This window comes from Paracoccus sp. SSJ (assembly GCF_030234105.1).
GTDB classification, from domain to species: Bacteria; Pseudomonadota; Alphaproteobacteria; order Rhodobacterales; family Rhodobacteraceae; genus Paracoccus; species Paracoccus denitrificans.
Genome location: NZ_JASSPE010000011.1, coordinates 46,937 through 68,755 on the forward strand (window position 1 = coordinate 46,937; position 21,819 = coordinate 68,755).

Genomic DNA, 21,819 nt, shown 5'->3' on the forward strand with positions numbered 1-21,819 from the left:
TCAACTAACGCTGGCGGGAGGTCGGAGCTTTATAAGCGGAGGAATCGACGCAATATGTCGCAGCTGGGACGGGTCGGGCCGGAGCATGCCAGAAAACAGGCCGAACTGCGCATCTTCCAGACCGGGGCGCCCACGCATCGGCTGTCGCAGAAGGTGGTGGCGGTCGGTCCCGGCTATCGGCTGTTCCTGGCCGTGCCCAAGGCACCCGCGCCGGCGGGCGGCTGGCCGGTGCTCTACATGCTGGACGGCAATGCCGCCTTCGATTTCCTGACGCCCGAGCATCTGGCGCTGGTCCCGGGGCTTGTGGTCGTCGGCATCGGCTACGATACCGACCGGCAATTCGCGCGTGAGCTGCGGACGCTGGACTTTACCGCGCCCGACGGGCCGGGCGACGGCTTGCGTCCCGATCACGTCCATGAGGGCCGCATGGCCGGCGGCGCGGCGATCTTTCACGACCGGCTGACCGGCCCGCTGCGCGACGCGGCCGAGGCCGGCCTGCCCGTAGATCCTGCCCGCCGCACGCTCTGGGGCCACAGTTTCGGCGGGTTGTTCACGCTATATGCGCTGCTGGCGCGGCCGCAGGGCTTTGCCCGCCATGCCGCGATCAGCCCCTCGATCTGGTGGGACGAGGCGCTGATCCGCCGCGTGGCCCAAGCCGCTGCGCCCTCATCGTTGCCGCTGCTGGTGGCGCTGGGGGATCGCGAGAAACGCTCGGGCAGCGACGGCCCGCCCCCCGACGGGCCGGCACCGGCCACCATGCAGTTCGTTGCGGACCTCGCCCGCCATCCCGGCCATCGCGCGCAGGTCCATGTGCTGCCCGGCCATATCCATATCCAGACGCTGGCGGGCTCTTTCCCGCTGGTCCTGCCCTTTGCCAGCGCGGATTAACCGGATCTTCAGCCTTTGGTGCTTGGCTGGCGGCAATCGAATGGGGATTCGGATGCTGTTCGCCGGATATTTTCTGATCTTGCTTGCTGCGCTGTTCTGCCGGGGCGGCTGCCGGGTGCGGCAAGCGGTTTCCGGCCGTATTCCGCTGGCCGGGCGGCGGACCGACAAGGAGTTCGCCGGTCTTGCTCCGCGCGCCACCGGGCCGCCCTGACGACAGGATCAGCTCTCGGCCAGTCTGCGGGCAAGCTCGGGCGCGATCAGGGCGGTGGCTTCGGCCGAGGTCATCTCGGCATGCAGGAAGGGCAGGTCGATGATCTTCAGCCCGGCGGCATAGGGCGCCCACATTTCGGGCGTCAGCGCGCGATCCTTGTGGTCGCGGGCGGCGCGGAAATGCGTGACCGTGCCGGCAAAGCTGCGATGGTGATGGCCCCGGATCAGCCGGTTGGTGCCGGTCACGGTGCGGACCACCCCGTCCAGCACCTGCGCGGGCAGCGCCCCCAGCGCGCTGTCGCCCCGGCGCAGAAAGGCGACCACCGCCTCGCGCGTGTCCAGGTCGCGATGCGCCTCGGGGTCGTAGCCGGCGATGGCCAGCAGCGCGCGCAGGGCGGCGACCGGGTCCGGCTCGGGCTCGTCGCGCCAAGCGTCGCAGGGATAGCTGTCCAGCATGGCGACCACCCCGGCCTCGCGGCCCATCGCGGACAGGATCACGGCGATCTCTTGTGCCAGGATGCCGCCGACCGACCAGCCCGCCAGATGGATCTTTCCCTGCGGTGCCAGCGCGGTGATGCGCCGGGCATAGTCCTGCGCCAGCGCGGCAAGGCTTTCGGGCATCGCCACCGTCGGATCGAGGCCCGGATGTTGCAGCCCCCAGACCCGCCGCGCCGGCGCGATGCGCCGTGCCAGCCCGCGATAGCCCCAGGCAAGGCCCCCCGCCGGATGGATCAGGAACAGCGGTGCAGCCTGCGCATCGCCCTCGGCCAGCAGGATCAGCGGACCAAGCCCGTCGTCATGCGGCGTCTGCGCATCCAGTGCGGCGGCCAGCACGGCCAGCACCGGGTGCTCGAAGATCGTGCCCAGGCCGGGGTCTCGGCCGGTCTCGGCCTCCAGCGCCTGTGCCAGCCGCACCGCGGAAAGCGAATCGCCGCCAAGGGCAAAGAAATCCGCCTCGGCCGGGGCGGGTTCGGGCAGGTGCAGGATCTCGGCGAAAAGCCGGGCCAGCAGATGTTCGGTCGCGGTTTCCGCCGCGCGGCCCGAGGTGGCGAATTCCGGCGCAGGCAGTGCCTTGCGGTCCAGCTTGCCGTTCGAGGTGACGGGCAGTGCCTCCAGCGCCACCTCGGCCGAGGGGACCATATAGGCGGGCAGGCCGGCCGCCAGCCGCTCGGCCAGCAGTCCCGGCCGCCAATCCTCGCTCGGCACCAGGTAGGCGACGAGGCGCTTTTCGCCGGCATGGTCCTCGCGCGCGATCACCACGCATTCGCGCGCCATGCCGGTGGCCATGATCGCCGCCTCGATCTCGCCCAACTCGACCCGCAGCCCGCGGATCTTCACCTGGTGGTCCGAACGGCCCAGATAGACCACCGCCCCGTCCGGCCGCAGCCGCGCCAGGTCGCCCGTGGCGTAAAGCCGCCCCGAGGGGCCGTCCACGAACCGCTCGGCCGTCAGGTCGGGCCGGCCCAGATAGCCGCGCGCAAGCTGCACCCCGCCTAGATAAAGATGCCCGGCCAGGCCCGGCGGCACCGGGCGCATGCGATCGTCCAGCACCTCCAGCGCCGTGTTCCAGACCGGCCAGCCGATGGGGATCGGGTTCGTGCGATCCTCGGGCCCGGCGGGCCAATAGCTGACATCCACCGCCGCCTCGGTCGGGCCGTAGAGGTTATGCAACTCGGCCTTGATCCGGGCGTGGAAGCGGTCGCGCTGATCGGCCGTCAACTCCTCGCCCGAGCAGAACACCCGGCGCATCGCCAGCCCCTGCGAGGCGGGCGAGGCCAGGAAGGCCGAGAGCATCGAGGGCACGAAATGGCAGGTTGTCACGGCGCGGTCGCGGATCGCCTTGGCGATGGCAGCGGGGTCGCGATGCGCGCCGGGCGGCGCCATGACCAGCTCGGCCCCGGCGATCATCGGCAGGAAAAATTCCCAGACCGATACGTCGAAGGTCGCGGGGGTCTTTTGCAGGATGCGGTCGTCGGGGGCGATGCCGTAATGCGCCTGCATCCACATGAGGCGGTTGACGATGGCGCGATGCTCGACGGCGACGCCCTTGGGTTCGCCCGTCGAGCCCGAGGTGAAGATCACATAGGCCAGATCGCCGGGCTGCGGCCTGGCCCTGGGGCGCCCCTCGGCTGGCCAGTCGCCGGGCAGCAGCGGATCGGTGCCGGCGGGAAACAGCCCCGCCAGATCGGCCGTGCTCAGCACCGCGACCGGCTGGGCCTGCGCCAGGATGCGGGCGATGCGTTCGGGCGGATGCGCGGGGTCCAGCGGCAGGTAGGCCGCGCCGGCACGCAATATCGCCAGCAGCGCGACGGGCAGTTCCAGCGAACGCTCCAGCGCCACCGCGACGATACGGTCGGGGCCGGCGCCCAGTTCCTCCAGCCGCGCGGCAAGGGCGGCGCTGCGGCGGTCGAGTTCGGCAAAGCTGAGGCTGTCCGCGTCGAAGCTGATCGCCGGCGCCCCGGGCGTGGCGGCAAGCTGCGCCTCGATCAGCGCGGTCAGGGTGGTGTCGGGCAGGGGATGGCGCGTCGCCTCGCCCCTCGCCCTTGCCTCGGCGATTTCGGCGGGGCTGGCGGTGGGCACGCCGGCCAGCGTCTCGGCCGAAAGCGCGGTGGTCAGGAAGGCGACCAGCCGGTCGCCATGGCCGCGCACCTCTTCGGGCGCATAAAGCGCCGGGTTTGCGTCCACCTCGAAGATCATGCCCGAGGTCGGATCGCCGCGGAAGGTCAGCGTCAGGTCATCGACCGCGCCGGCGCCGAGGATATGCAGCCGGCAGTCCAGCCCCGGGAATTCCGGCGGCCTGTCGAAGGGCTGCACGTTCACCAGCGGCCCGTAAAGCCGCCGCGTGCCGCCGACCAGCCCCAGTTCGCGGCGCAGAAGCTCGCTGCGGTAAAGGCCGCGGCGGCGACCCTGCGCCATTCGCCTGGACTGTGCGGCCAGCCATTCGGGCAGAGGAGCATCCTCGTCCAGCCGCAGCCGGTGCGGCAGCACGTTCATCGCCATGCAGGGCACCTGCGCGATCTTGCGTCCCATCCGCGCCATGAAGGGCAGGCCGATCACCGCCTCGCCGCCGGTCCAACGCGCCAGATAGGCGCCGGTCAGCGCGTTCATGACGTCGGGCCAGCCCAGCCGGTTCTGGGCGGCATAGCCCGCCAGCCGGTCCAGCAAGGCCTGCGGCAGCAAGCGCGTGTCGCGCAGGAAATCGGGTCCGCTGACCGCGCGGCCCGGCACCAGCCCGGCCACTTCGGGCAGGCCGGCCAGTTCCGCATGCCACCAGTCACGTTCGGCCTGCCGGCGCGGCGAGGCGCGCCAGGCCGCGTCCTCCTCGGCCGCCAGCGACAGCGGGCCAAAGGGTTCGGGCGCCGGCGCACCGGCCACCAGCGCGGCGTAATGGGCGGCGATGCGGTTCGTCACCAGCACCATGCCATAGCCGTCGATGGCCAGGTGATGGATGCGCTCGTAAAGCAGGTGCCGCTCGGGCCCCAGCACGAAAAGGGTCAGCGCCCCGGCCGGCTCGTTGCCGAGGTCCAGCGGGCGCTGGCTGTCGGCGCGCATCTGCGCCAGTGCCTGCGCCTCGGCATCGGGCTGGGCGGACAGGTCGGCAAAGCCCAGCATCGGCGGGCGCCCCACCCATTGCCGCGGTCCCTGCGGCCCGGTGCCAAAGCGCAGCGACAGGGCGGGCGTCTCGGCGATGGTGCGCAGCGCGGCCTGGGCCAGCGCGTCGCGGTCCAGCGGGCCGACAAGCTCGAGATATTGCCCGGTGTTCAGGATCGGGTTGCCCGGGTCCAGCGCCTGGACATACCACAGCCCCTCCTGCGCCTCGGTCAGCGGGCAGCCGGTATCGGCGGGAATGTCGCGATGCGTGTCCATGTCAGGCCCGTCCGGGCCGGAACGAGTGAAATCGCGGGAAAAAGAATAAGCTGACAACCATGTTACCCCGGGCACCGGATCGCGGGTCTTGCCCGTCTGGGGCCATGGCCATACTGTCGCTAAGGAATTTAGTCAACTTTACTCGCGCGGCCGGCCGCGCAGGAGCGGCCATGACCCCCAGAGCCCTGCCCTTGCGCGATACCGAGCAGGCCTATGGCAAGGTGACACGCCTGCTGCATTGGAGCATCGCGGCGCTGATGCTGTGGCAGTTCTTCGGCATGGGGCTGCGGCTGCTTCTGGGCCGCACGCCGCTGGTGTCCTTTTTCGTCGGCTGGCATCAGCCTGTGGGGACGGTGCTGTTCCTGCTGATCGTGCTGCGGGTGGGCTGGGCCCTGGCGAACCGCAGCCGCCGGCCGGATCACGGCCCCGGGTTCTGGGGACTGGCGGCGCGGCTGGGCCATCTGGTGCTGTATCTGGTCATGGTGCTGGTGCCGGTCGCGGCCCTGCTGCGCGCCTATGGCGGCGAGCGGGTCTTTGCCCCCTTCGGCTTCGAGATCTTTCCGGCCCAGCAGCCTCCCATCGGCTGGATGGTCGGGCTGGGCGATGCGCTGCATGGCGAGATGGGCTGGCTGCTCCTGGCGCTGATCCTGGGCCATGTCGTCATGGTCGGCGTGCACGAGGGCATGTGGCGCGACGGCACGCTGGCGCGCATGGCCGGGCGGCGGCGGGCGGGACTTCAGGCCACGATTTCGGGCAGATCGGCAAGGTAAGGCACGAGGCCGCCCTTTTTCGTTGATTGCGCGCCGGGGCGGTGTCACCATTCCTTCATGATGAATGTGCCCTTCGGTTTCCCGTCCGAGCATGATCGCGTGGCCTTCGACCGGGCCGAACTGGGCGTCATCCTGTCGATCTATGGCCGCATGGTGGCGGCGGGGGAATGGCGGGACTATGCCATGTCCTTCCTGCGCGACATGGCGGTCTTTTCGGTCTTTCGCCGCGCGGCCGAGCATCCGCTTTATCGCATCGAAAAGCGTCCCAGGATGCGCAATGCGCAGGGGCAATATGCGGTGATCGGCATGGATGGGCGCGTGCTCAAGCGCGGGCACGACCTGCGCACCGTGCTGCGCGTGCTTGAGAAGAAGCTGATCCGTCCGGTGGACTGAGCCCGGCGCTGCCGTGGCCTGCGGCATGGGTCATCAGGCTCATGCGGCCGAATCGCCTTTTCGCCGCCGGACCGCCCGCCACGGCCGCCCGTCGATCGCGGCCAGCCCCAACCCGATCAGCGCCATGCCGGCAAGCTGGCGGGGCTGCAGGGTTTCGTCCAGGAACAGGATGCCCAGCAGGATCGCGCTGGCCGGGATCAGGAATGTCACCAGCACGAGATTGGTTGCGCCCGCCGTGGCGAGGATGCGGAAATACAGCACATAGGCCAGCGCGGTCGAAATCGCGGCCAGGCCGATCAACGCAAGGATGGCCGCCGGGCTTGGCGCCGCAAGCGTCCATGGCCGGTCGACGACCGCGACAAGCGGCAGCAGGATCAGGCTGGACGCGATCACCTGTCCGGTCGCCGTGCTCATCGGGCTGACCCCCATCGCGCGGAACCGGCGTCCGTAGATGCCCGCGAAGCCATAGGATATCGCCCCGGCAAGGCAGGCAAGCTGCGCCACGACATGCGCGCCCAGGTCGTGCAGCGCATCCGCCCCGATCATCACGGCCACGCCCGCAAAGCCGATGAGAACCCCGGCCAGCTTGCCGCCGGTCATGCGCTCGTCGCTGGTCAGGAGATGGGCGAGGATCACGGTGAAGAGCGGCGTCGAGGCATTCAGGATCGAGGCCGCGCCCGAGGCGATGTGCTGCTGTCCCCAGACGATCAGCGAAAACGGGATGGCATTGTTCAGCAGGCCCATGCCGAAGAACGCCGCCCAGACCGGGCGGCCCCGCGGCATCCGCTCGCCCCGCAGGCGCAGGATGGCCAGCAGGATCAGCGCGGCCAGCGCCACGCGCGACACGACCACGGTGAACACCGGCAATTCCCGCACCGCCACGGCGTTGAAAAAGAACGACCCACCCCAGACCGCCGACAGGGCCAGCAGCATCGCCCATTCCAGCGGCGTCATGGGGCGGTTGGTGGCGGCCGGTGCCGGCATGATCTTCCCTCCTTCGACCCGTGCGGCCGGTTTCGCAGGGCATGTTGCCGCCTTGGCACGCGGCCGCGATCCGTTTCTTGCGGCCGAAACCTTGCGGCGGCGGGGTCAGCCTGCCTCGCCCGGCTTGATCTTTTGCGCCGTGCCCTGGGCAAAGCTGTCCAGCCTTCCCCTGGCGGCGTCCTGGGTGTTGACGATGCCGGCGACCATGGCCTCGGCATAGGCGGCGTCCAGCCCCGACATGTTCTGCATATGCGAGATCGCCGAGCAGACCGCGAAATTCGACAGGGGCGTGTTCTGCGCCACCCGGCGGGCAAGGTCGTAGGCCTGCGCCTCGCTGTCGGCCACGCGGTATTGCGCCAGCCCGACCTGCACCGCCTCGTCCCCGGAATACAGCCGGCCGGTCAGCATCATGTCCATCATGCGCGCCTGCCCGATCAGCCGGGGCACGCGGATCGTGGCGCCGCCGCCGGTGAACAGCCCGCGCTGCCCCTCGGGCAGGCCGAAATAGGTGGTCTCGTCCATCACCCGGATATGGACCGACGAGGCCAGTTCCAGCCCGCCGCCCACCACCGCGCCCTTGAGCGCGGCGATGACCGGAATGCCGCCATATTCGATCTTGTTGAACGCCTCGTGCCAGCGCAGGCAGATGCGCATGAACTCGGCAGGGCTGCGTTCCTCGCGCCCGTGCTCGACCAGGTCCAGCCCGGCGCAGAAATGCGGCCCCTCGGCGCGCAGCACCACGGCACGGGCGCCCGAGGCGGGCAGGGCGGAAAAGACCGCGACCAGTTCCTCGATGGTCTCGGCATTCAGGGCGTTGCGCTTGGCGGCGCGGTTCAGGGTGACGGTGGCGATGCCGTCCCCGTCCATGTCGAAGAGCAGGTGGGTCAGGTTCAACTGCGAAATGTCGCGCATGGTCTAGCCTTTCGTGATCCAGTGAATGACGACGGGAACCGTGGCGATGCTCGCCGCGGTCGAGATCAGGATGGCGGCCGAGACGCGCTGCACGGCGGTGCCGAAATATTGCGCGAGGATATAGACGTTGCCCGCGACCGGCAGGCTGGCGGCGGCGATCATCACGCCCGCCGCATAGGGCTCGACCCCGAATACCGCCAGCGCGGCGATGCCCACCGCCAGCGGGTGCAGCACCAGCTTGGCGAGGCTGAGCCAAAGCGCCGGGCCCATGCGCTCGGCCGCGCGTCCGGCCAGGCTGGCGCCGATGGCGAACAGCGCCCCCGGCGTGGCCGAGGCGCCCAAGAGCGCCAGGAATTCGTCCAGCGGCCCCGGCATCGGCAGGTGCAGCCCGGCCCAGGCCAGTCCCGCCAGCATCGAGACGATCATCGGGTTCGAGACGATGCCGCGCAGCAGGGGCCACAGCGTCGCCAGCCGTACCCGCCCCTGCCTTGCCGCGGTGACGATCAGGGTGATCAGCGTCGAGAACACCACCATGTCGATGGTCAGCACCATCAGCACCGGGCCGATGGCGCGTTCGCCCAGCAGCACGACCAGCATCGGCACGCCCAGGAAGCCGGTATTGCCGGTCATTGCCGTATGCGCCTCCATTGCCGCGGTGACCAGCGGCTGGTGGCGCCAGCGCGCCACCGCGAAACCCAGGGCCCAAAGCGCGGCCGAGCCGCAAAGATAGGCCATGACGAAGGCCGGGTCGAAGAGGCTTGCCACATCCAGCGTCGCGGCAAAGCGGAACAGCATGGCCGACAGCGCGAAGTAGAAGACGAATTTCGTCAGCCAGCCGGTCGCCTCGGGCGGGAAAAAGCGCGTGCGCCCCGCCAGCCAGCCCGTGCCGATGACGAGAAAGAACGGCAAGGTCTTTAGAAAGATCGCCAGCATCAGTCCGCGGCGATGGCGCAGGCGGGGCCGCGTTCGACGACGTATTCGGTCTCGCCCGGCGCGATTTCGCGGCTGCCGACCAGGCGATGGCCGGATTCGGCGCAGAAATGCGGCACGTCGATCACCGCGGCGGGGTCGGTGGCCAGCAGCGTGACCCGCGTGCCCCGCGGCAGCGCCATCAGCCGCTTGCGCAGCCGCAGCACCGGCAGAGGGCACAGAAGGCCGCGTGCGTCGATCTGCATGGTCAGGCTGCCGAACTGGTCAGCCGGGCGCGGCACCAGTCCTCGATCTGCTCGGGCGGCAGCTCTTCGGCCAGTTCGCCGGCGAATTCGCGAAAGGCGGGCAGCTGTTCGTCGGGGACATGCACCAGAACCGGGATGCCTGCGGCGAGCGCGCGGGCGATGGTTTCGCGAAAGCCGCGTCCGAAACATTCCTGCTTGCCGAACTTGTTGACGATCAGCAGCTCGGCCCCGCGGTCCAGCACCGATTCGGTGCGCGCGACGGCCTGGGCCAGCGCGCCGGTATCCAGCCGGCAGGCCTGCGCCCCCGGGCCGAGCGACTGGGTGATGCGCACCAGCGGCCCGTCATCGCCGAGAATGCGCAGGTCCATGTCGCAATCGCCCCCCGGCACAGGTTCGGTATTGATCTGCACCGCGCCCGCCAGCCGCATCCCGGCGGCGGCCAGCCGCTCGGCCGCGGCGGTCAGCAGCCGGTCGCCGGCACCCGGCGCATTGTCCTGAACGGTCACGAAACCCAGCATGGCGGTCCTCTCTCGCGGCCAGCATAGTCCCTGGGCGCGCGGGCGCAATATTGAGTATTTGCAGAACGGAGAAACTGCCGGGCTCAGTTCCCCTCGGCCAGCGGGCCGTAGAGGATCAGCGCCGGATGCGGGCTGGGACCCTCGGTGGCAAGCTGCTCGGCGAGGCGGGCGACGGTGGTGCGGATCAGGCGCTGGTGCGGATGGCCGACCGCCTCGGCCAGCAATGCCGGCGTATCCGGGGGCAGGCCGTTTTCGACCAGCAATGCCGCCATCTGCGGGAAGGTGCGCTGGCCCATGAAGACGACGGTGGTGGCGCGCGGATCGGCCAGGGCGGCCCAGTTCTGGTCCTCGGGCAGCCCGCCGGTCACGTCGGCGCCGGTGACGAATTGCAGCCGCCGCGCGGTCTGGCGCCGGGTCAGCGGCAGGCCGGCGACGGCGGCGGCGGCCATGGCCGAGGGCACGCCGGGCACGATCTGGAACGGGATGCCGTGAGCCCGCAGCGCCGACAACTCCTCTTCCAGCCGGCCGAAGATGCCGGAATCGCCGGATTTCAGCCGCACCACATGCTTGCCCGCCCGGGCGTGTTCCACCAGGAGCGCGTTGACATGTTCCTGCTTGGCCGAGGGACGCCCGGCGCGCTTGCCGACGCCGATCAGCTGCGCCTGCGGCCCGGCCTGCTCGAGCACCGGCCCCGAGGCCAGGTCGTCGTAAAGCACCACATCCGCCTCGGCCAGCAGCCGGGCGGCGCGCAGGGTCAGAAGCTCGGGGTCGCCCGGACCCGAGGAGACGAAGCTGACAAGGCCGATCTGTTCACGCATGATCTGGCGATGCGGCAAAATCCGCGTCAAGGCAAGGGGCTGCTTGCCGCCCGGCCCGCCATTTGCCATAGAAGGCGCGACCGCGACCTTGGGGATCAAGCCATGTTCCGTGCCCGCCATCTTCTGGGGATCGAGCCGCTCGCCCCCCCCGAAATCACCACGCTTCTCGACCTGGCCGAGACCTATGTCGATCTGAACCGCCGCACGGTGAAGCATTCCGATGCCTTGGCGGGGATGACGCAGATCAACATGTTCTTCGAGAACTCGACCCGCACGCAGTCCAGCTTCGAGCTGGCAGGCAAGCGGCTGGGCGCCGATGTGATGAACATGGCGATGCAGACCAGTTCGGTGAAAAAGGGCGAGACGCTGATCGACACCGCGCTGACGCTGAACGCCATGCATCCCGACCTGCTGGTGGTGCGTCATCCGCAATCGGGCGCGGTGGACCTGCTGGCGCAAAAGGTGAATTGCGCGGTCCTGAACGCGGGCGACGGCAGGCACGAGCATCCGACGCAGGCGCTCTTGGACGCGCTGACCATCCGACGCGCCAAGGGCCGGCTGCACCGGCTGACCGTGGCGATCTGCGGCGACATCGCGCATAGCCGGGTGGCGCGCTCGAACCTGATCCTGCTGGGCAAGATGGAGAACCGCTTGCGGCTGGTCGGGCCGGCGACGCTGATGCCCTCGGGCGCGCGCGACTGGGGCTGCGAGATCCATGAGGACATGCGCGAGGGGCTGAAGGGCGCCGATGTGGTGATGATGCTGCGCTTGCAGAAAGAGCGGATGGACGGCGGCTTCATCCCGTCCGAGCGGGAATATTACCACCGCTGGGGCCTGGACGCGGAAAAGCTGGCGCTGGCCGCGCCCGATGCCATCGTCATGCATCCGGGGCCGATGAACCGCGGGGTGGAGATCGACGGCACCATCGCCGACGACATCAACCGCAGCGTCATCCAGGACCAGGTGGAAATGGGGGTCGCGGTGCGCATGGCGGCGATGGACCTGCTGGCGCGCAACCTGCGGGCCGAACGCGGCGCCAAGGCGGCGGAGATGATGGCATGATCCTGCACTTCCAGAACGCCCGCCTGATCGACCCCGAGACGCAATCGGTCGAGGACGCCACGCTGACCGTCCGCGACGGCCGGATCGAGACCGTTGGTGCCGACGCCCCGCAAGGCGCCGAACTGATCGACTGCGGCGGCAGATGCCTTGCCCCCGGCCTGATCGACTGGGGCGTCAAGATCGGCGAGCCGGGCGAGCGGCACAAGGAAAGCTTCCGCAGCGCCGGGCTGGCGGCGGCGGCGGGCGGCGTGACCACGGTGATCGCGCGGCCGGACACGATGCCGCCGATCGATGCCCCGGAATCGCTGGAATTCGCCACCCGCCGTGCGGCCGATGCGCCGGTGAACATCCGCCACATGGCGGCGCTGACCCGCGCCCGCGAGGGGCGCGAGATGGTCGAGATGGGCTTTCTGCAGGATGCCGGCGCCGTGGCCTTCACCGACGGGGTGCGGGTGGTTTCCGACACCCGGCTCCTGTCGCGCTGCATGACCTATGCCCGCGGCCTTGGCGCGCTGATCGTCGGCCATCCGCAGGAGCCGGGCCTGTCGAAAGGTACGGCGGCGACCGGCGGCAAGTTCGCCTCGCTCTACGGCCTGCCCGCGGTTTCGCCCATGGCCGAGGTGATGGGGCTCGACCGCGACCTGGCGCTGGTGGCGATGACCGGCGCCCGCTACCATGCCGACCAGATCACCGTCGCGGCCAGCCTGCCGGCGCTGCGCCGCGCGCGCGAGGCCGGGCTGGACGCGACTGCCGGCATCTCGATCCATCACCTGACGCTCAACGAATACGACGTGGGCGGCTATCGCACCTTCTTCCGCTTCACCCCGCCCTTGCGCTCCGAGGAGGACCGGCTGGCCATGGTCGAGGCGGTGGCCGAGGGGCTGATCGACGTGGTCGCCAGCTTCCACACCCCGCAGGACGAGGAAAGCAAGCGCCTGCCCTTTGCCGAGGCGGCGCCGGGCGCGGTGGGGCTGCAAACCCTGCTGCCGGCGGCGATGCGGCTTTACCATCAGGGCGGGCTGAGCCTGCCGCAGCTTTGGCGGGCGATGTCGCTCAATCCGGCGCGGCGGCTGGGACTGCCGGGCGGGCGGCTCTCGGCGGGCGCTCCGGCCGATCTGGTGCTGTTCGATCCCGACGCGCCCTTCGTGCTGGACCGCTTCACGCTGTTGTCCAAGTCGAAGAACACGCCCTTCGACGGTGCGCGGATGGAAGGGCGGGTGCTGGGCACCTGGGTCGCCGGCCGCCGCGTCTTCGGAGAGGATGCATGAGCCTGATCCTCTGGGCCGTGATCGGCTACCTGCTGGGCTCGGTGCCCTTCGGCATCGTCATCACCCGTGCGCTGGGCCTGGGCGACCTGCGCCGAATCGGCTCGGGCAATATCGGTGCGACGAACGTGCTGCGCACCGGCAACAAGCCGGCCGCGCTGGCGACGCTGCTGCTGGACAGCGGCAAGGGCGCCATCGCCGTGCTGCTGGCGCGCTGGCTCGCCGGTCCTGACGCCGCCCTGGCCGCGGGCGCGGCGGCCTTCCTGGGCCACCTGTTCCCGGTCTGGCTGGGCTTTCGGGGCGGCAAGGGGGTCGCGACCTTCCTTGGCACGCTGCTGGCGCTGGACTGGCGGCTGGGCCTGATCGCCTGCGGGATCTGGTTGCTGGCGGCGCTGGCCGGCCGGATCTCGTCGCTTTCGGCGCTGGTGGCCGCTGCGCTGACGCCCTGCCTTGCCCTCTGGTTGGATGGCGCGCGCATGGCGGCGGTGACGGCGTTCATGGCCGTGCTGATCTTCATCCGCCATCGCACGAACATCGCCCGCATCCTTGCCGGGACCGAGCCCAGGATCGGCAGGAAGTCTTGATTTCTCTGTTCTGAAAATACTCCGGGGACGCCCTGAGCGCCCCGTCGAGGGGCGTTCAGGGCGGGGGCGGAGCCCCTATCGCGTCGGCACCGGTTCCTCGCCCGAATAGTCGTAGAACCCACGCCCGGTCTTGCGGCCCAGCCAGCCTGCCTCGACATATTTCACCAAGAGCGGGCAGGGCCGGTATTTCGTGTCCGCCAGCCCCTCGTGCAGCACGTTCATGATCGCCAGGCAGGTGTCGAGGCCGATGAAATCCGCCAGTTCCAGCGGCCCCATCGGGTGGTTGGCGCCCAGCTTCATGGACTGGTCGATGGACTTGACCGAGCCGACGCCCTCGTAAAGCGTATAGACCGCCTCGTTGATCATCGGCATCAGGATGCGGTTGACGATGAAGGCCGGGAAATCCTCGGCGCTGGCCGAGGTCTTGCCGATCTTTTCGACCACTTCGACCAGGGCCTTGTAGGTCTCCTCGTTGGTGGCGATGCCGCGGATCAGTTCGACCAGCTGCATGACCGGGACCGGGTTCATGAAGTGGAAGCCCATGAAGCGCTCGGGCCGGTCGGTGCGGCTGGCAAGGCGGGTGATCGAGATCGACGAGGTGTTCGAGGTCAGGATGGTCTCGGGCTTCAGATGCGGCAGCAGATCCTCGAAGATCGCCTGCTTGACGGTTTCGCGCTCGGTGGCGGCCTCGATGATCAGGTCGGTCTTGCCCAGGTCGGAAAGCGTCATGGTGGTGGTGATGCGCCGCATCGCCGCGGCCTTGTCCTCGGCCGAGACCTTGCCGCGGCTGACCTGGCGTTCCAGGTTGTGGTCGATCTGCGCCACGGCCTTGTCCAGCGCCTCGCGCGAGATGTCGGTCATGAGCACGTCATAACCCGCCAGGGCAAAGACATGCGCGATGCCATTGCCCATCTGTCCGGCGCCGATCACGCCCACCGATTGAATCGCCATGAACCCATCCTTTCGTCGGTCAGGCAGGACGATAGGCGTAAGCGCCTTGGACGTTCAATGCAAAAACCGCCCGTTATGGAAACGGGCGGTTTTCAAACGGTTTTTGCAGGGATGGGGGCTCTGCCCCCGCGCCCCTGCGGCCCCTTGACGGGGCCTCAGGGGCGCTCCCCCGGAGTATTTGGAAAACGGAGAAAGCGCTCAGAGCTTCCCTGTCAGCTCCGGCACGACGGAGAACAGGTCGCCGACGAGGCCGTAATCGGCGATCTGGAAGATCGGCGCCTCCTCGTCCTTGTTGATCGCAACGATCACCTTGCTGTCCTTCATCCCCGCAAGGTGCTGGATGGCGCCGGAGATGCCGACCGCGACATAAAGCTCGGGGGCGACGACCTTGCCGGTCTGGCCCACCTGCCAGTCGTTCGGGGCGTAGCCACTGTCCACCGCCGCGCGCGAGGCGCCCACCGCGGCGCCGAGCTTGTCGGCCAGCTCTTCGATGATCGCGAAGCTCTCCTTCGAGCCCAGGCCCCGGCCGCCCGAGACCACGCGTTTCGCCGAGGTCAGCTCGGGGCGGTCGCTCTCGGCCACCTCGTCGGCAACCCAGGCTGACAGGCCCGGATCGGCGGCAGCGGCGGTGTCCGCTACGGTGGCCGAACCGCCCTCGCCCGCCGCGTCGAAGCTTGCCGTGCGGATGGTGAAGACCTTCTTCGCGTCCTTCGACTTCACCACCTGGATGGCGTTGCCGGCATAGATCGGACGCTCGAACGTGTCCGCGTCGATGATGGCCGAGACGTCCGACAGCACCATCACGTCCAGAAGCGCCGCAACCCGCGGCATCACGTTCTTGGCGTCCGTGGTCGCCGGCGCGGCAATGTGGTCGTAATCGCCGGCCAGGCCCACGATCAGCGCCGCGGTCGGTTCGGCCAGGCGGTGGCCGTAGAGGGCGTCTTCTGCGACCAGCACCTTCGCGACGCCGGCGATCTTCGCGGCCTCCTCGGCGGCCGCTTTCGCCGAGGCGCCGGCGCAGAGCACCGTCACATCGCCAAGCGCCTTGACCGCCTGCACCGCCTTCGCCGTCGCATCGCGGTTCAGCTCGCCATTCGTGACTTCCCCAAGCAGCAGAACAGCCATCAGATCACCCCCGCTTCTTTCAGCTTGCCCACCAGCTCGTCCACCGAGCCGACCTTGATGCCGGCCTTGCGGCCCTCGGGCTCGCGCACCGAGACCACCTCCAGCCGCGGCGCGACGTCGACGCCGTAGTCGCCGGCGGTCTTTTCCTCCAGCGGCTTCTTCTTCGCCTTCATGATGTTCGGCAGCGAGGCATAGCGCGGTTCGTTCAGCCGCAGGTCGGCGGTGACCACCGCCGGCAGGGCGACCGCGATGGTCTGGAGGCCGCCATCGACCTCGCGGGTGACCTTGGCCTTGGCCCCTTCGATCTCGACCTTGCTGGCGAAGGTCGCCTGGGCCCAGCCCAGGATCGCCGCCAGCATCTGGCCGGTGGCGTTCATGTCGTTGTCGATGGCCTGCTTGCCGGCGATGATGAGTTCGGTGCCTTCGGCCTTGGCCACCGCGGCGAGGATCTTCGCCACCGCCAGCGGCTCGATGTCCTGCTGCACGTCGTCCGCGGCCACCACCAGGATCGCCCGGTCGGCGCCCATGGCCAGCGCGGTGCGCAGCGTCTCGGCCGCCTGCTTGACGCCGATGCTGACCGCGATCACCTCCTCGGCCTGACCCTTCTCCTTCAGACGGATCGCCTCCTCGACCGCGATCTCGTCGAACGGGTTCATCGACATCTTCACATTCGCAAGATCAACTCCAGAACCGTCAGACTTCACACGCGCCTTCACGTTGTAGTCGATCACGCGCTTGACTGGCACGAGAACCTTCATCGGCCTCTCCCCTTTGGTTGCGTCACCTGTTCGGAGGGTTTGTTAGCGGGCCATCGGCGGCAATGACAGGGAAAAAACGACCGTAACGCGTCGTAACATTTCCATTCCGTCATGTTGTCGCTAACGGCTGGCTCCTGGCACCCACAGGATATCCTGCGCGCCGTTTTCATTGGCGACGCGCCCCGCCACGAACAGCCAGTCCGAAAGGCGGTTGAGATATTTCACGGCGGCCGGATTGGCATCCTCGGCCGCGGAAAGCGCCACGGCGGCGCGCTCGGCCCGCCGCGCCACGGTGCGCGACAGGTGCAGATGCGCCGCGAGCGCCGAGCCCCCCGGCAGGATGAAGCTGCGCAGGGGGGCGAGGTCGGCGTTCATCGCGTCGATCTCGGTCTCCAGCCGCTCGACCTGGGCGTCGATGATGCGCAGCACCGGATAGGGCGCCTCGGCATCCTCGACCATGCGCGGGCGCGACAGGTCGGCGCCAAGGTCGAAAAGATCGTTCTGGATCACCGCGATGCGCGCCGCGATCTCGTCCGTGGCATGCAGGCGGGCGAGGCCCAGCGTGGCGTTCAGCTCGTCCACGGTGCCATAGGCCTCGACCCTCAGGGAATGCTTGGGCACGCGCTCGCCGTTCGACAGCGCCGTCTCGCCCTTGTCGCCGGTGCGGGTGTAGATCTTGTTCAGCACGACCATCAGCCGCTCCTTACCCAGAGATAAAGCAGGAAGACCGCGATGGCGATGGCCTGGGCGATGATGCGCCAGCGCATCATGCGGTTGCCGTGCTTGCGGTTGAACTCGCCGCCCTTGGCGAAACCGCCGATGCCGGTGGCCAGGATCACCACCACGACAAGGCAGCAGATCGCGAGCAGGTAGAAAAGCGGTTTGTCATGCATGGGCGGGCCCTTTCGGCGCGAAGCCTAGCTGCGGCGCGCGAACCAGTCCAGAGCGCGCGTGGAAAGAAGCCGCCGCCCGATGCCCGAGACATGGGTCGGCGTGGTGACGTAATAGCGCGGGCGGGGCCTTGGGCTTTCCAGCGCCTGCGCGATCCGGGTGCTGACGGCCGAGGGCGGCAGTTCGAAACGGTCCTTCTTCGCGGCCGGCTCGTAGAGGCGTTTCAGCAGCGTGCGGCGGTATTGCCCGGCGCGCGGGCTGGCTTGCCAGTCGATCCAGCGCTCGAAATGCGGGATCGAGTTCTGGCGGATCCTGGTGCCGATGGGGCCGGGCTCGATCAGGATGAACTGCACCCCGGTATCGGCCATCTCGACGCGCAGCACGTCGGTCAGCCCTTCCAGCGCGAATTTCGTCGCGACATAGGCGCCGCGCCAGGGGATGCCGACAAGGCCCAGGACCGAGCTGATGTTCACCACCCGTCCGCCATGCTCGCGGAAATGCGGGATCAGCCGGCGGGTCAGGTCATGGGTGCCGAACAGATTCGCCTCGAAGATCGCGCGCAATGCGCCGCGCGGCAGGTCCTCGGCGGCGCCGGGGATGGCGAAGGCGGCGTTGTTCACCAGCGCGTCGATGCGCCCCAGGGCCAGCGCGGATTCGGCGCAGCGCGCCACGCTGTCCTCGCAGCCCAGTTCCAGGTGCAGCGTGTCGAAGCCCTCGGCGCGGCGGGCCTCGATATCCTCGGGCTTGCGGCAGGTGGCGATGACGCGCCAGCCGCGCGCCCGCATGTGCCGCGCCGCGTCCAGCCCGATGCCCGAGGAACAGCCGGTGATCAGAACGGTCTTCATGCGCGCCTCCTTGCCGCCGGGGTTCTGCGCCAAGGCCGGGCCTTGCGCAAGCCGCGCATTTCCGGCTGGACCGGCGCGGCGTGCGGGCCTATTCACCGGAACATGTCAGACGATCCGAATGTTCCAGATCCGACCCCGCCCGATCCGAGCCAGGATCAGACCACGTCCGAGCCGCTGTCGCGCGCCATCGGCGAGCGGTATCTGACCTATGCGCTTTCCACCATCATGAACCGGGCGCTGCCGGATGCGCGCGACGGGCTGAAGCCGGTGCATCGCCGCATCCTGTTCGCCATGCGCGAACTCAGGCTTTCGCCTACGGGGGCCTTCCGCAAATCGGCCAAGATCAGCGGCGACGTGATGGGCAACTATCACCCGCATGGCGATGCCGCGATCTACGACGCCATGGCGCGTTTGGCCCAGCCCTTTGCCATGCGCTATCCGCTGGTGGACGGGCAGGGCAATTTCGGCAATATCGACGGCGACAACCCCGCCGCCAGCCGCTATACCGAGGCCCGCCTGACCGCGGCCGCCGAGGCGCTGATGGAGGGGCTGGCCGAGAACGCGGTCGATTTCCGCCCGAACTACGACGGCACGCTGGAAGAACCCATCGTGCTGCCCGCCGCCTTTCCGAACCTTTTGTGCAACGGCGCCTCGGGCATCGCGGTCGGCATGGCGACCAACGTGCCGCCGCACAACCTGCACGAGGTGATCGACGCCTGCCTGCATCTGATCAAGGCGCCGGATGCCCGCGACGACACGCTGGTCTCGATCGTGCCGGGGCCGGATTTCCCGACCGGCGGCGTGCTGGTCGAATCGCGCGAAACCATTGCCGAGGCTTACCGGACCGGCCGTGGCAGCCTGCGGCTGCGGGCGCGCTGGTCGGTCGAGGATCTGGGCCGCGGCCAGTGGCAGATCGTCGTCACCGAGATCCCCTATCAGGTGCAGAAATCCAAGCTGATCGAGCGGCTGGCCGAGGTCATCCAGTTGAAGAAGGTGCCGATCCTGGCCGATGTGCGCGACGAATCGGCCGAGGACATCCGCATCGTGCTGGAGCCGCGCACCCGCGCCGTCGATGCCGAGCAGCTGATGGCGGCGCTGTTCCGGGTGAGCGACCTGGAGGTGCGCTTCGGGTTGAACATGAACGTGCTGATCGACGGCCGCGTGCCCAAGGTCTGCTCGCTGAAAGAGGTGCTGCGCGCTTTCCTGGACCACCGGCGCGAGGTGCTGGTGCGGCGCTCGAACCACCGGCTCGACAAGATCGCGGCCCGGCTGGAGGTGCTGGAGGGCTATATGATCGCCTTCCTGAACCTCGACCGCGTCATCGAGATCATCCGGCACGAGGACGATCCGAAGGCGGTCATGATCGCCGAGTTCAAGCTGTCCGACGTGCAGGTCGAGGCGATCCTGAACATGCGCCTGCGTGCGCTGCGCCGGCTTGAGGAAATCGAACTGCGCGCCGAACACGAGAACCTGACCCGCGAGCGCGAGGGCCTGGCGGCCATGCTGGCCGACGAGGGCGCGCAATGGGCCAGGATCGCCGAGGAACTGCGCGAGACCCGGGCGAAATTCGGCAAGTCTGCCCCCGGCGGCCAGCGCCGCACCGAGATCGGCGAGGCCGGCGAGGTGGCCGAGATCGACATGGACGCCATGATCGAGCGCGAGCCGATCACCGTCATCCTGTCGAAGATGGGCTGGATCCGCGCCATGAAGGGCCACCAGCCGCTGGATGCCGAGGTCAAGTTCAAGGACGGCGACGGTCCGTTCATGGCGCTGCATGCCGAGACCACCGACAAGCTGATGGTCTTTGCCGCCAACGGCCGCTTCTATACCCTGCCGGCGAACAACCTGCCCGGCGGGCGCGGCATGGGCGAGCCGCTGCGGCTGATGATCGACCTGCCCAACGATGCCGCCGTGATCGACATGTTCCCCTGGCGCGACGGCGAGCGATATCTGGTCGCCTCGAAGGCCGGGGACGGGTTCGTCGTTGCCGGGGCCGACATCCTGGCGCAGACCCGCGCCGGCAAGCAGGTGCTGAACGGCGAGGCGGCGCTGTGCCGCCGCGTCACCGGCGATCATGTCGCGGTGGTCGGCCAGAACCGCAAGCTGCTGGTCTTTCCGTTATCAGAACTGCCGGAAATGGCGCGCGGCAAGGGCGTGCGCTTGCAGAAATACAAGGATGGCGGGCTGTCGGATGCCATCTGCATCACCCTGGCCGAAGGGCTGCGCTGGCAGGAAACCGGCGGCCGGACGCGCAGCGAGCCGGACCTGACCGAATGGCTCGGCAAGCGGGCGGGCGCAGGCTACATGGCGCCGCGCGGCTTCCCGCGCGACAACAGGTTCAACTGAGAAAGGGCGGGGCGCGGGTCCCGCCCTTTGCGCTAGCTGTTCACGCTCGGCGCGGGGGCCGGGCTTTCGGTCGGCGTGGTTGCCGCCGTCTGGTCGCTGGAGACCTTCTTGTGGCCGGGGCAGTCCGCAAGCGCGGGGATGGCGGCCATCGAAAACGCCAGGGCAAGGGCGACGGTCTTGCTGATCATCATCGGCTCCTTCGTGCGGTTCAGGCATGCCGGACAGGCCAGAACGCAGGCCCGGCATGGCCCAGCCTGACACGCGGGGGCGATTCGATCAATTCCGCGGCCTATTCCTCACGAACCTGTTTGCGTCCGGTAATCATCGGCTGCACCAGATTCTCGCGCTTCCAGAAGCGATAGAACAGGATCACCGCGATATGCAGCAGCACAAGGACCAGGATCAGGTTGGCGCCCAGATTGTGCCAGCCCACCGCCTTGGAGCGCGTGGCGCCGCTGACGTAGGAGGCCAGCGGGCCGACGTTGATATAGTCGTCGGGGTCCGAGATCAGGCCGGTGGTCACCTGCGCCGCCAGCACCGCCAGCATGGCGATGACCGACAGCGCCCCCAGCGGGTTGTGGCCGGGCCAATAGCTGGGCTCGCGCAGGAACATCCCCCGCATATAGCCCGCTATCGCCCCCGGTCCCCGCAGGAAATGCGAGAACCGCGCCGGGGCCGGGCCGAAAAAACCCCAGACCAGCCGGAACAGCAAAAGCCCCGCCACGACATAGCCGCACCAGAAATGCAGCGTCATCTTGGCAGGCCCGAACTGGCCGAGGCACCATCCCAGGATCACGAAAAAGGCCAGCAACCAGTGGAATCCGCGCAGCAGCGGGTCCCACAGCCGGACCTCGCGGACGGGGCCTTTCATCAGCTCTTTTCGCGATAGTCGTCGTGACAGGCCTTGCAGGCGCCGCCCAGCTTCTGAACCACCGCGCCGACCTCTCCGGCACCACCCTTGACCGCATCCGAGGCGCCGGTCGCCGCCTCGCCCAGCCCGGCGAACTTCGTGCCGAAATCCTCGGGATTGGACCAGATGTCGGGCTTGGCCGCGCTGTCCTGGGCATCGGCGGAGCTGCTGCCCTCGATGAACAGGCTTGGCAGGTCGTATTGCGTCAGCGCCTCGATATTGGCGGCGGCGCGGCTGGCCGCGGCCTCGTCATAGGCGACATCGCCCTTGGCCATCCCCGAGAGCGTGCCCATGTTGATGGCCAGCATCTGGTAAAAGCCGTGGCGGGCGTCGATGGCCTGCTTGACCGGATCATCCTGGGCCAGGCTGGCCAGCGGAACCGCAGCCAGGGCGGCGGCAGTGAGAATCAGGCGCATGTCGTCGTTCCTTTCATGTGGCATATGGCTGCAATCGGGCTCGCGCCGGAGCAGAGTTGCACAGCCCGCCCGATCTGCCAACGCATGCGGCGATGCCATTTTCGTGAAAGTCGCTGGCCCGGCGGGGATTT

General features: G+C 68.8%; 24 protein-coding genes. 8 read left to right on the forward strand and 16 right to left on the reverse strand.

From position 1 onward, the window contains the following. Positions 1-54 precede the first annotated feature (54 nt). Together QPR87_RS13405 and QPR87_RS13410 are read left to right on the forward strand one after the other, a co-directional pair. Positions 55-888: an alpha/beta hydrolase gene (locus QPR87_RS13405; protein WP_285049848.1), complete on the forward strand. Its 834-nt coding sequence runs from the start codon at positions 55-57 to the stop codon at positions 886-888. Between the two features lie 52 nt (positions 889-940). Continuing rightward, complete coding sequence (locus QPR87_RS13410) at positions 941-1,099, forward strand: hypothetical protein (RefSeq protein ID WP_285049849.1); 159 nt, start codon at positions 941-943, stop codon at positions 1,097-1,099. An 8-nt stretch (positions 1,100-1,107) separates the two neighbouring features. Here QPR87_RS13410 and QPR87_RS13415 read toward each other — a convergent pair whose 3' ends face one another. Next, positions 1,108-4,965 carry a non-ribosomal peptide synthetase gene (locus QPR87_RS13415; protein ID WP_285049850.1) on the reverse strand — a complete coding sequence of 1,286 codons (3,858 nt, stop codon included), beginning with the start codon at positions 4,963-4,965 and terminating at the stop codon, positions 1,108-1,110. A 170-nt stretch (positions 4,966-5,135) separates the two neighbouring features. Between QPR87_RS13415 and QPR87_RS13420 the strand changes: the two genes are divergently transcribed. Next, positions 5,136-5,735: a cytochrome b gene (locus QPR87_RS13420; protein WP_285049851.1), complete on the forward strand. Its 600-nt coding sequence runs from the start codon at positions 5,136-5,138 to the stop codon at positions 5,733-5,735. 60 nt (positions 5,736-5,795) lie between these two features. Then, the gene (locus QPR87_RS13425) at positions 5,796-6,128 is read left to right on the forward strand and encodes a DUF2794 domain-containing protein (protein WP_104491821.1); all 333 of its coding nucleotides are present in this window, start codon (positions 5,796-5,798) and stop codon (positions 6,126-6,128) included. A gap of 39 nt (positions 6,129-6,167) precedes the next feature. Here QPR87_RS13425 and QPR87_RS13430 read toward each other — a convergent pair whose 3' ends face one another. The 6 genes from QPR87_RS13430 to cobA all read right to left on the reverse strand — a co-directional run bounded on the left by QPR87_RS13430 (position 6,168) and on the right by cobA (position 10,535). Then, positions 6,168-7,112 (reverse strand): DMT family transporter, encoded by a 945-nt coding sequence (locus QPR87_RS13430; RefSeq protein WP_104491417.1) that lies wholly within the window; start codon positions 7,110-7,112, stop codon positions 6,168-6,170. Positions 7,113-7,217: 105 nt separating this feature from the next. Then, positions 7,218-8,024 carry a crotonase/enoyl-CoA hydratase family protein gene (locus QPR87_RS13435; protein WP_011748840.1) on the reverse strand — a complete coding sequence of 269 codons (807 nt, stop codon included), beginning with the start codon at positions 8,022-8,024 and terminating at the stop codon, positions 7,218-7,220. 3 nt (positions 8,025-8,027) lie between these two features. Continuing rightward, positions 8,028-8,957, reverse strand: coding sequence for an AEC family transporter (locus QPR87_RS13440; RefSeq protein WP_285049852.1), 930 nt, complete (start codon positions 8,955-8,957; stop codon positions 8,028-8,030). After that, the gene (locus QPR87_RS13445) at positions 8,957-9,199 is read right to left on the reverse strand and encodes a sulfurtransferase TusA family protein (protein WP_011748838.1); all 243 of its coding nucleotides are present in this window, start codon (positions 9,197-9,199) and stop codon (positions 8,957-8,959) included. Before QPR87_RS13445 ends, QPR87_RS13440 begins: the two co-directional genes overlap by 1 nt. Positions 9,200-9,201: 2 nt before the next feature. Then, the gene (locus QPR87_RS13450; protein WP_011748837.1) at positions 9,202-9,717 is read right to left on the reverse strand and encodes a DUF2478 domain-containing protein; all 516 of its coding nucleotides are present in this window, start codon (positions 9,715-9,717) and stop codon (positions 9,202-9,204) included. Positions 9,718-9,800: 83 nt separating this feature from the next. Continuing rightward, entirely contained in the window at positions 9,801-10,535 is a 735-nt protein-coding gene (gene cobA, locus QPR87_RS13455; protein WP_011748836.1) for a uroporphyrinogen-III C-methyltransferase, read from the reverse strand. Positions 10,536-10,637: 102 nt separating this feature from the next. Between cobA and QPR87_RS13460 the strand changes: the two genes are divergently transcribed. Genes QPR87_RS13460 through plsY form a run of 3 tightly spaced genes read left to right on the forward strand, consistent with a single transcriptional unit; the run spans position 10,638 to position 13,446 of the window. Continuing rightward, positions 10,638-11,597 (forward strand): aspartate carbamoyltransferase catalytic subunit, encoded by a 960-nt coding sequence (locus QPR87_RS13460; RefSeq protein WP_011748835.1) that lies wholly within the window; start codon positions 10,638-10,640, stop codon positions 11,595-11,597. Beyond that, a complete protein-coding gene (pyrC, locus tag QPR87_RS13465) occupies positions 11,594-12,865 on the forward strand; it encodes a dihydroorotase (RefSeq protein WP_285049853.1) in 1,272 nt (423 codons plus the stop codon). The genes QPR87_RS13460 and pyrC overlap by 4 nt, the downstream gene beginning before the upstream one ends. Further along, positions 12,862-13,446, forward strand: coding sequence for a glycerol-3-phosphate 1-O-acyltransferase PlsY (gene plsY, locus QPR87_RS13470; RefSeq protein ID WP_285049854.1), 585 nt, complete (start codon positions 12,862-12,864; stop codon positions 13,444-13,446). Before pyrC ends, plsY begins: the two co-directional genes overlap by 4 nt. A 75-nt stretch (positions 13,447-13,521) precedes the next feature. On the opposite strand, the gene QPR87_RS13475 is transcribed toward plsY, so the two are convergent. The 6 genes from QPR87_RS13475 to QPR87_RS13500 form a co-directional block, all read right to left on the reverse strand. Next, on the reverse strand, positions 13,522-14,397 hold the full coding sequence (locus QPR87_RS13475) for a 3-hydroxybutyryl-CoA dehydrogenase (RefSeq protein WP_011748832.1): 876 nt from the start codon (positions 14,395-14,397) through the stop codon (positions 13,522-13,524). Positions 14,398-14,595: 198 nt separating this feature from the next. Then, positions 14,596-15,522 carry an electron transfer flavoprotein subunit alpha/FixB family protein gene (locus QPR87_RS13480; RefSeq protein WP_285049855.1) on the reverse strand — a complete coding sequence of 309 codons (927 nt, stop codon included), beginning with the start codon at positions 15,520-15,522 and terminating at the stop codon, positions 14,596-14,598. Continuing rightward, a complete protein-coding gene (locus QPR87_RS13485) occupies positions 15,522-16,280 on the reverse strand; it encodes an electron transfer flavoprotein subunit beta/FixA family protein (protein WP_285049856.1) in 759 nt (252 codons plus the stop codon). The genes QPR87_RS13480 and QPR87_RS13485 overlap by 1 nt, the downstream gene beginning before the upstream one ends. Positions 16,281-16,400: 120 nt before the next feature. Beyond that, positions 16,401-16,973: a cob(I)yrinic acid a,c-diamide adenosyltransferase gene (locus QPR87_RS13490; RefSeq protein WP_011748829.1), complete on the reverse strand. Its 573-nt coding sequence runs from the start codon at positions 16,971-16,973 to the stop codon at positions 16,401-16,403. Beyond that, complete coding sequence (locus tag QPR87_RS13495; RefSeq protein WP_104491422.1) at positions 16,973-17,173, reverse strand: twin transmembrane helix small protein; 201 nt, start codon at positions 17,171-17,173, stop codon at positions 16,973-16,975. Before QPR87_RS13495 ends, QPR87_RS13490 begins: the two co-directional genes overlap by 1 nt. A gap of 24 nt (positions 17,174-17,197) precedes the next feature. Next, positions 17,198-18,016: an SDR family NAD(P)-dependent oxidoreductase gene (locus tag QPR87_RS13500; protein WP_230999498.1), complete on the reverse strand. Its 819-nt coding sequence runs from the start codon at positions 18,014-18,016 to the stop codon at positions 17,198-17,200. Positions 18,017-18,118: 102 nt separating this feature from the next. On the opposite strand from QPR87_RS13500, the gene parC reads away from it, so the two are divergent. Continuing rightward, positions 18,119-20,362 carry a DNA topoisomerase IV subunit A gene (gene parC, locus QPR87_RS13505; protein WP_104491423.1) on the forward strand — a complete coding sequence of 748 codons (2,244 nt, stop codon included), beginning with the start codon at positions 18,119-18,121 and terminating at the stop codon, positions 20,360-20,362. Between the two features lie 32 nt (positions 20,363-20,394). Here parC and QPR87_RS13510 read toward each other — a convergent pair whose 3' ends face one another. From QPR87_RS13510 to QPR87_RS13520, 3 genes are all read right to left on the reverse strand, one after another. Beyond that, positions 20,395-20,550, reverse strand: a complete 156-nt coding sequence (locus QPR87_RS13510; protein WP_155984334.1) for a hypothetical protein — start codon at positions 20,548-20,550, stop codon at positions 20,395-20,397. A 101-nt stretch (positions 20,551-20,651) separates the two neighbouring features. Beyond that, positions 20,652-21,233, reverse strand: coding sequence for a cytochrome b/b6 domain-containing protein (locus QPR87_RS13515; RefSeq protein WP_011748825.1), 582 nt, complete (start codon positions 21,231-21,233; stop codon positions 20,652-20,654). Then, a complete protein-coding gene (locus QPR87_RS13520; RefSeq protein ID WP_199766612.1) occupies positions 21,233-21,688 on the reverse strand; it encodes a c-type cytochrome in 456 nt (151 codons plus the stop codon). Before QPR87_RS13520 ends, QPR87_RS13515 begins: the two co-directional genes overlap by 1 nt. Positions 21,689-21,819: the final 131 nt, after the last annotated feature.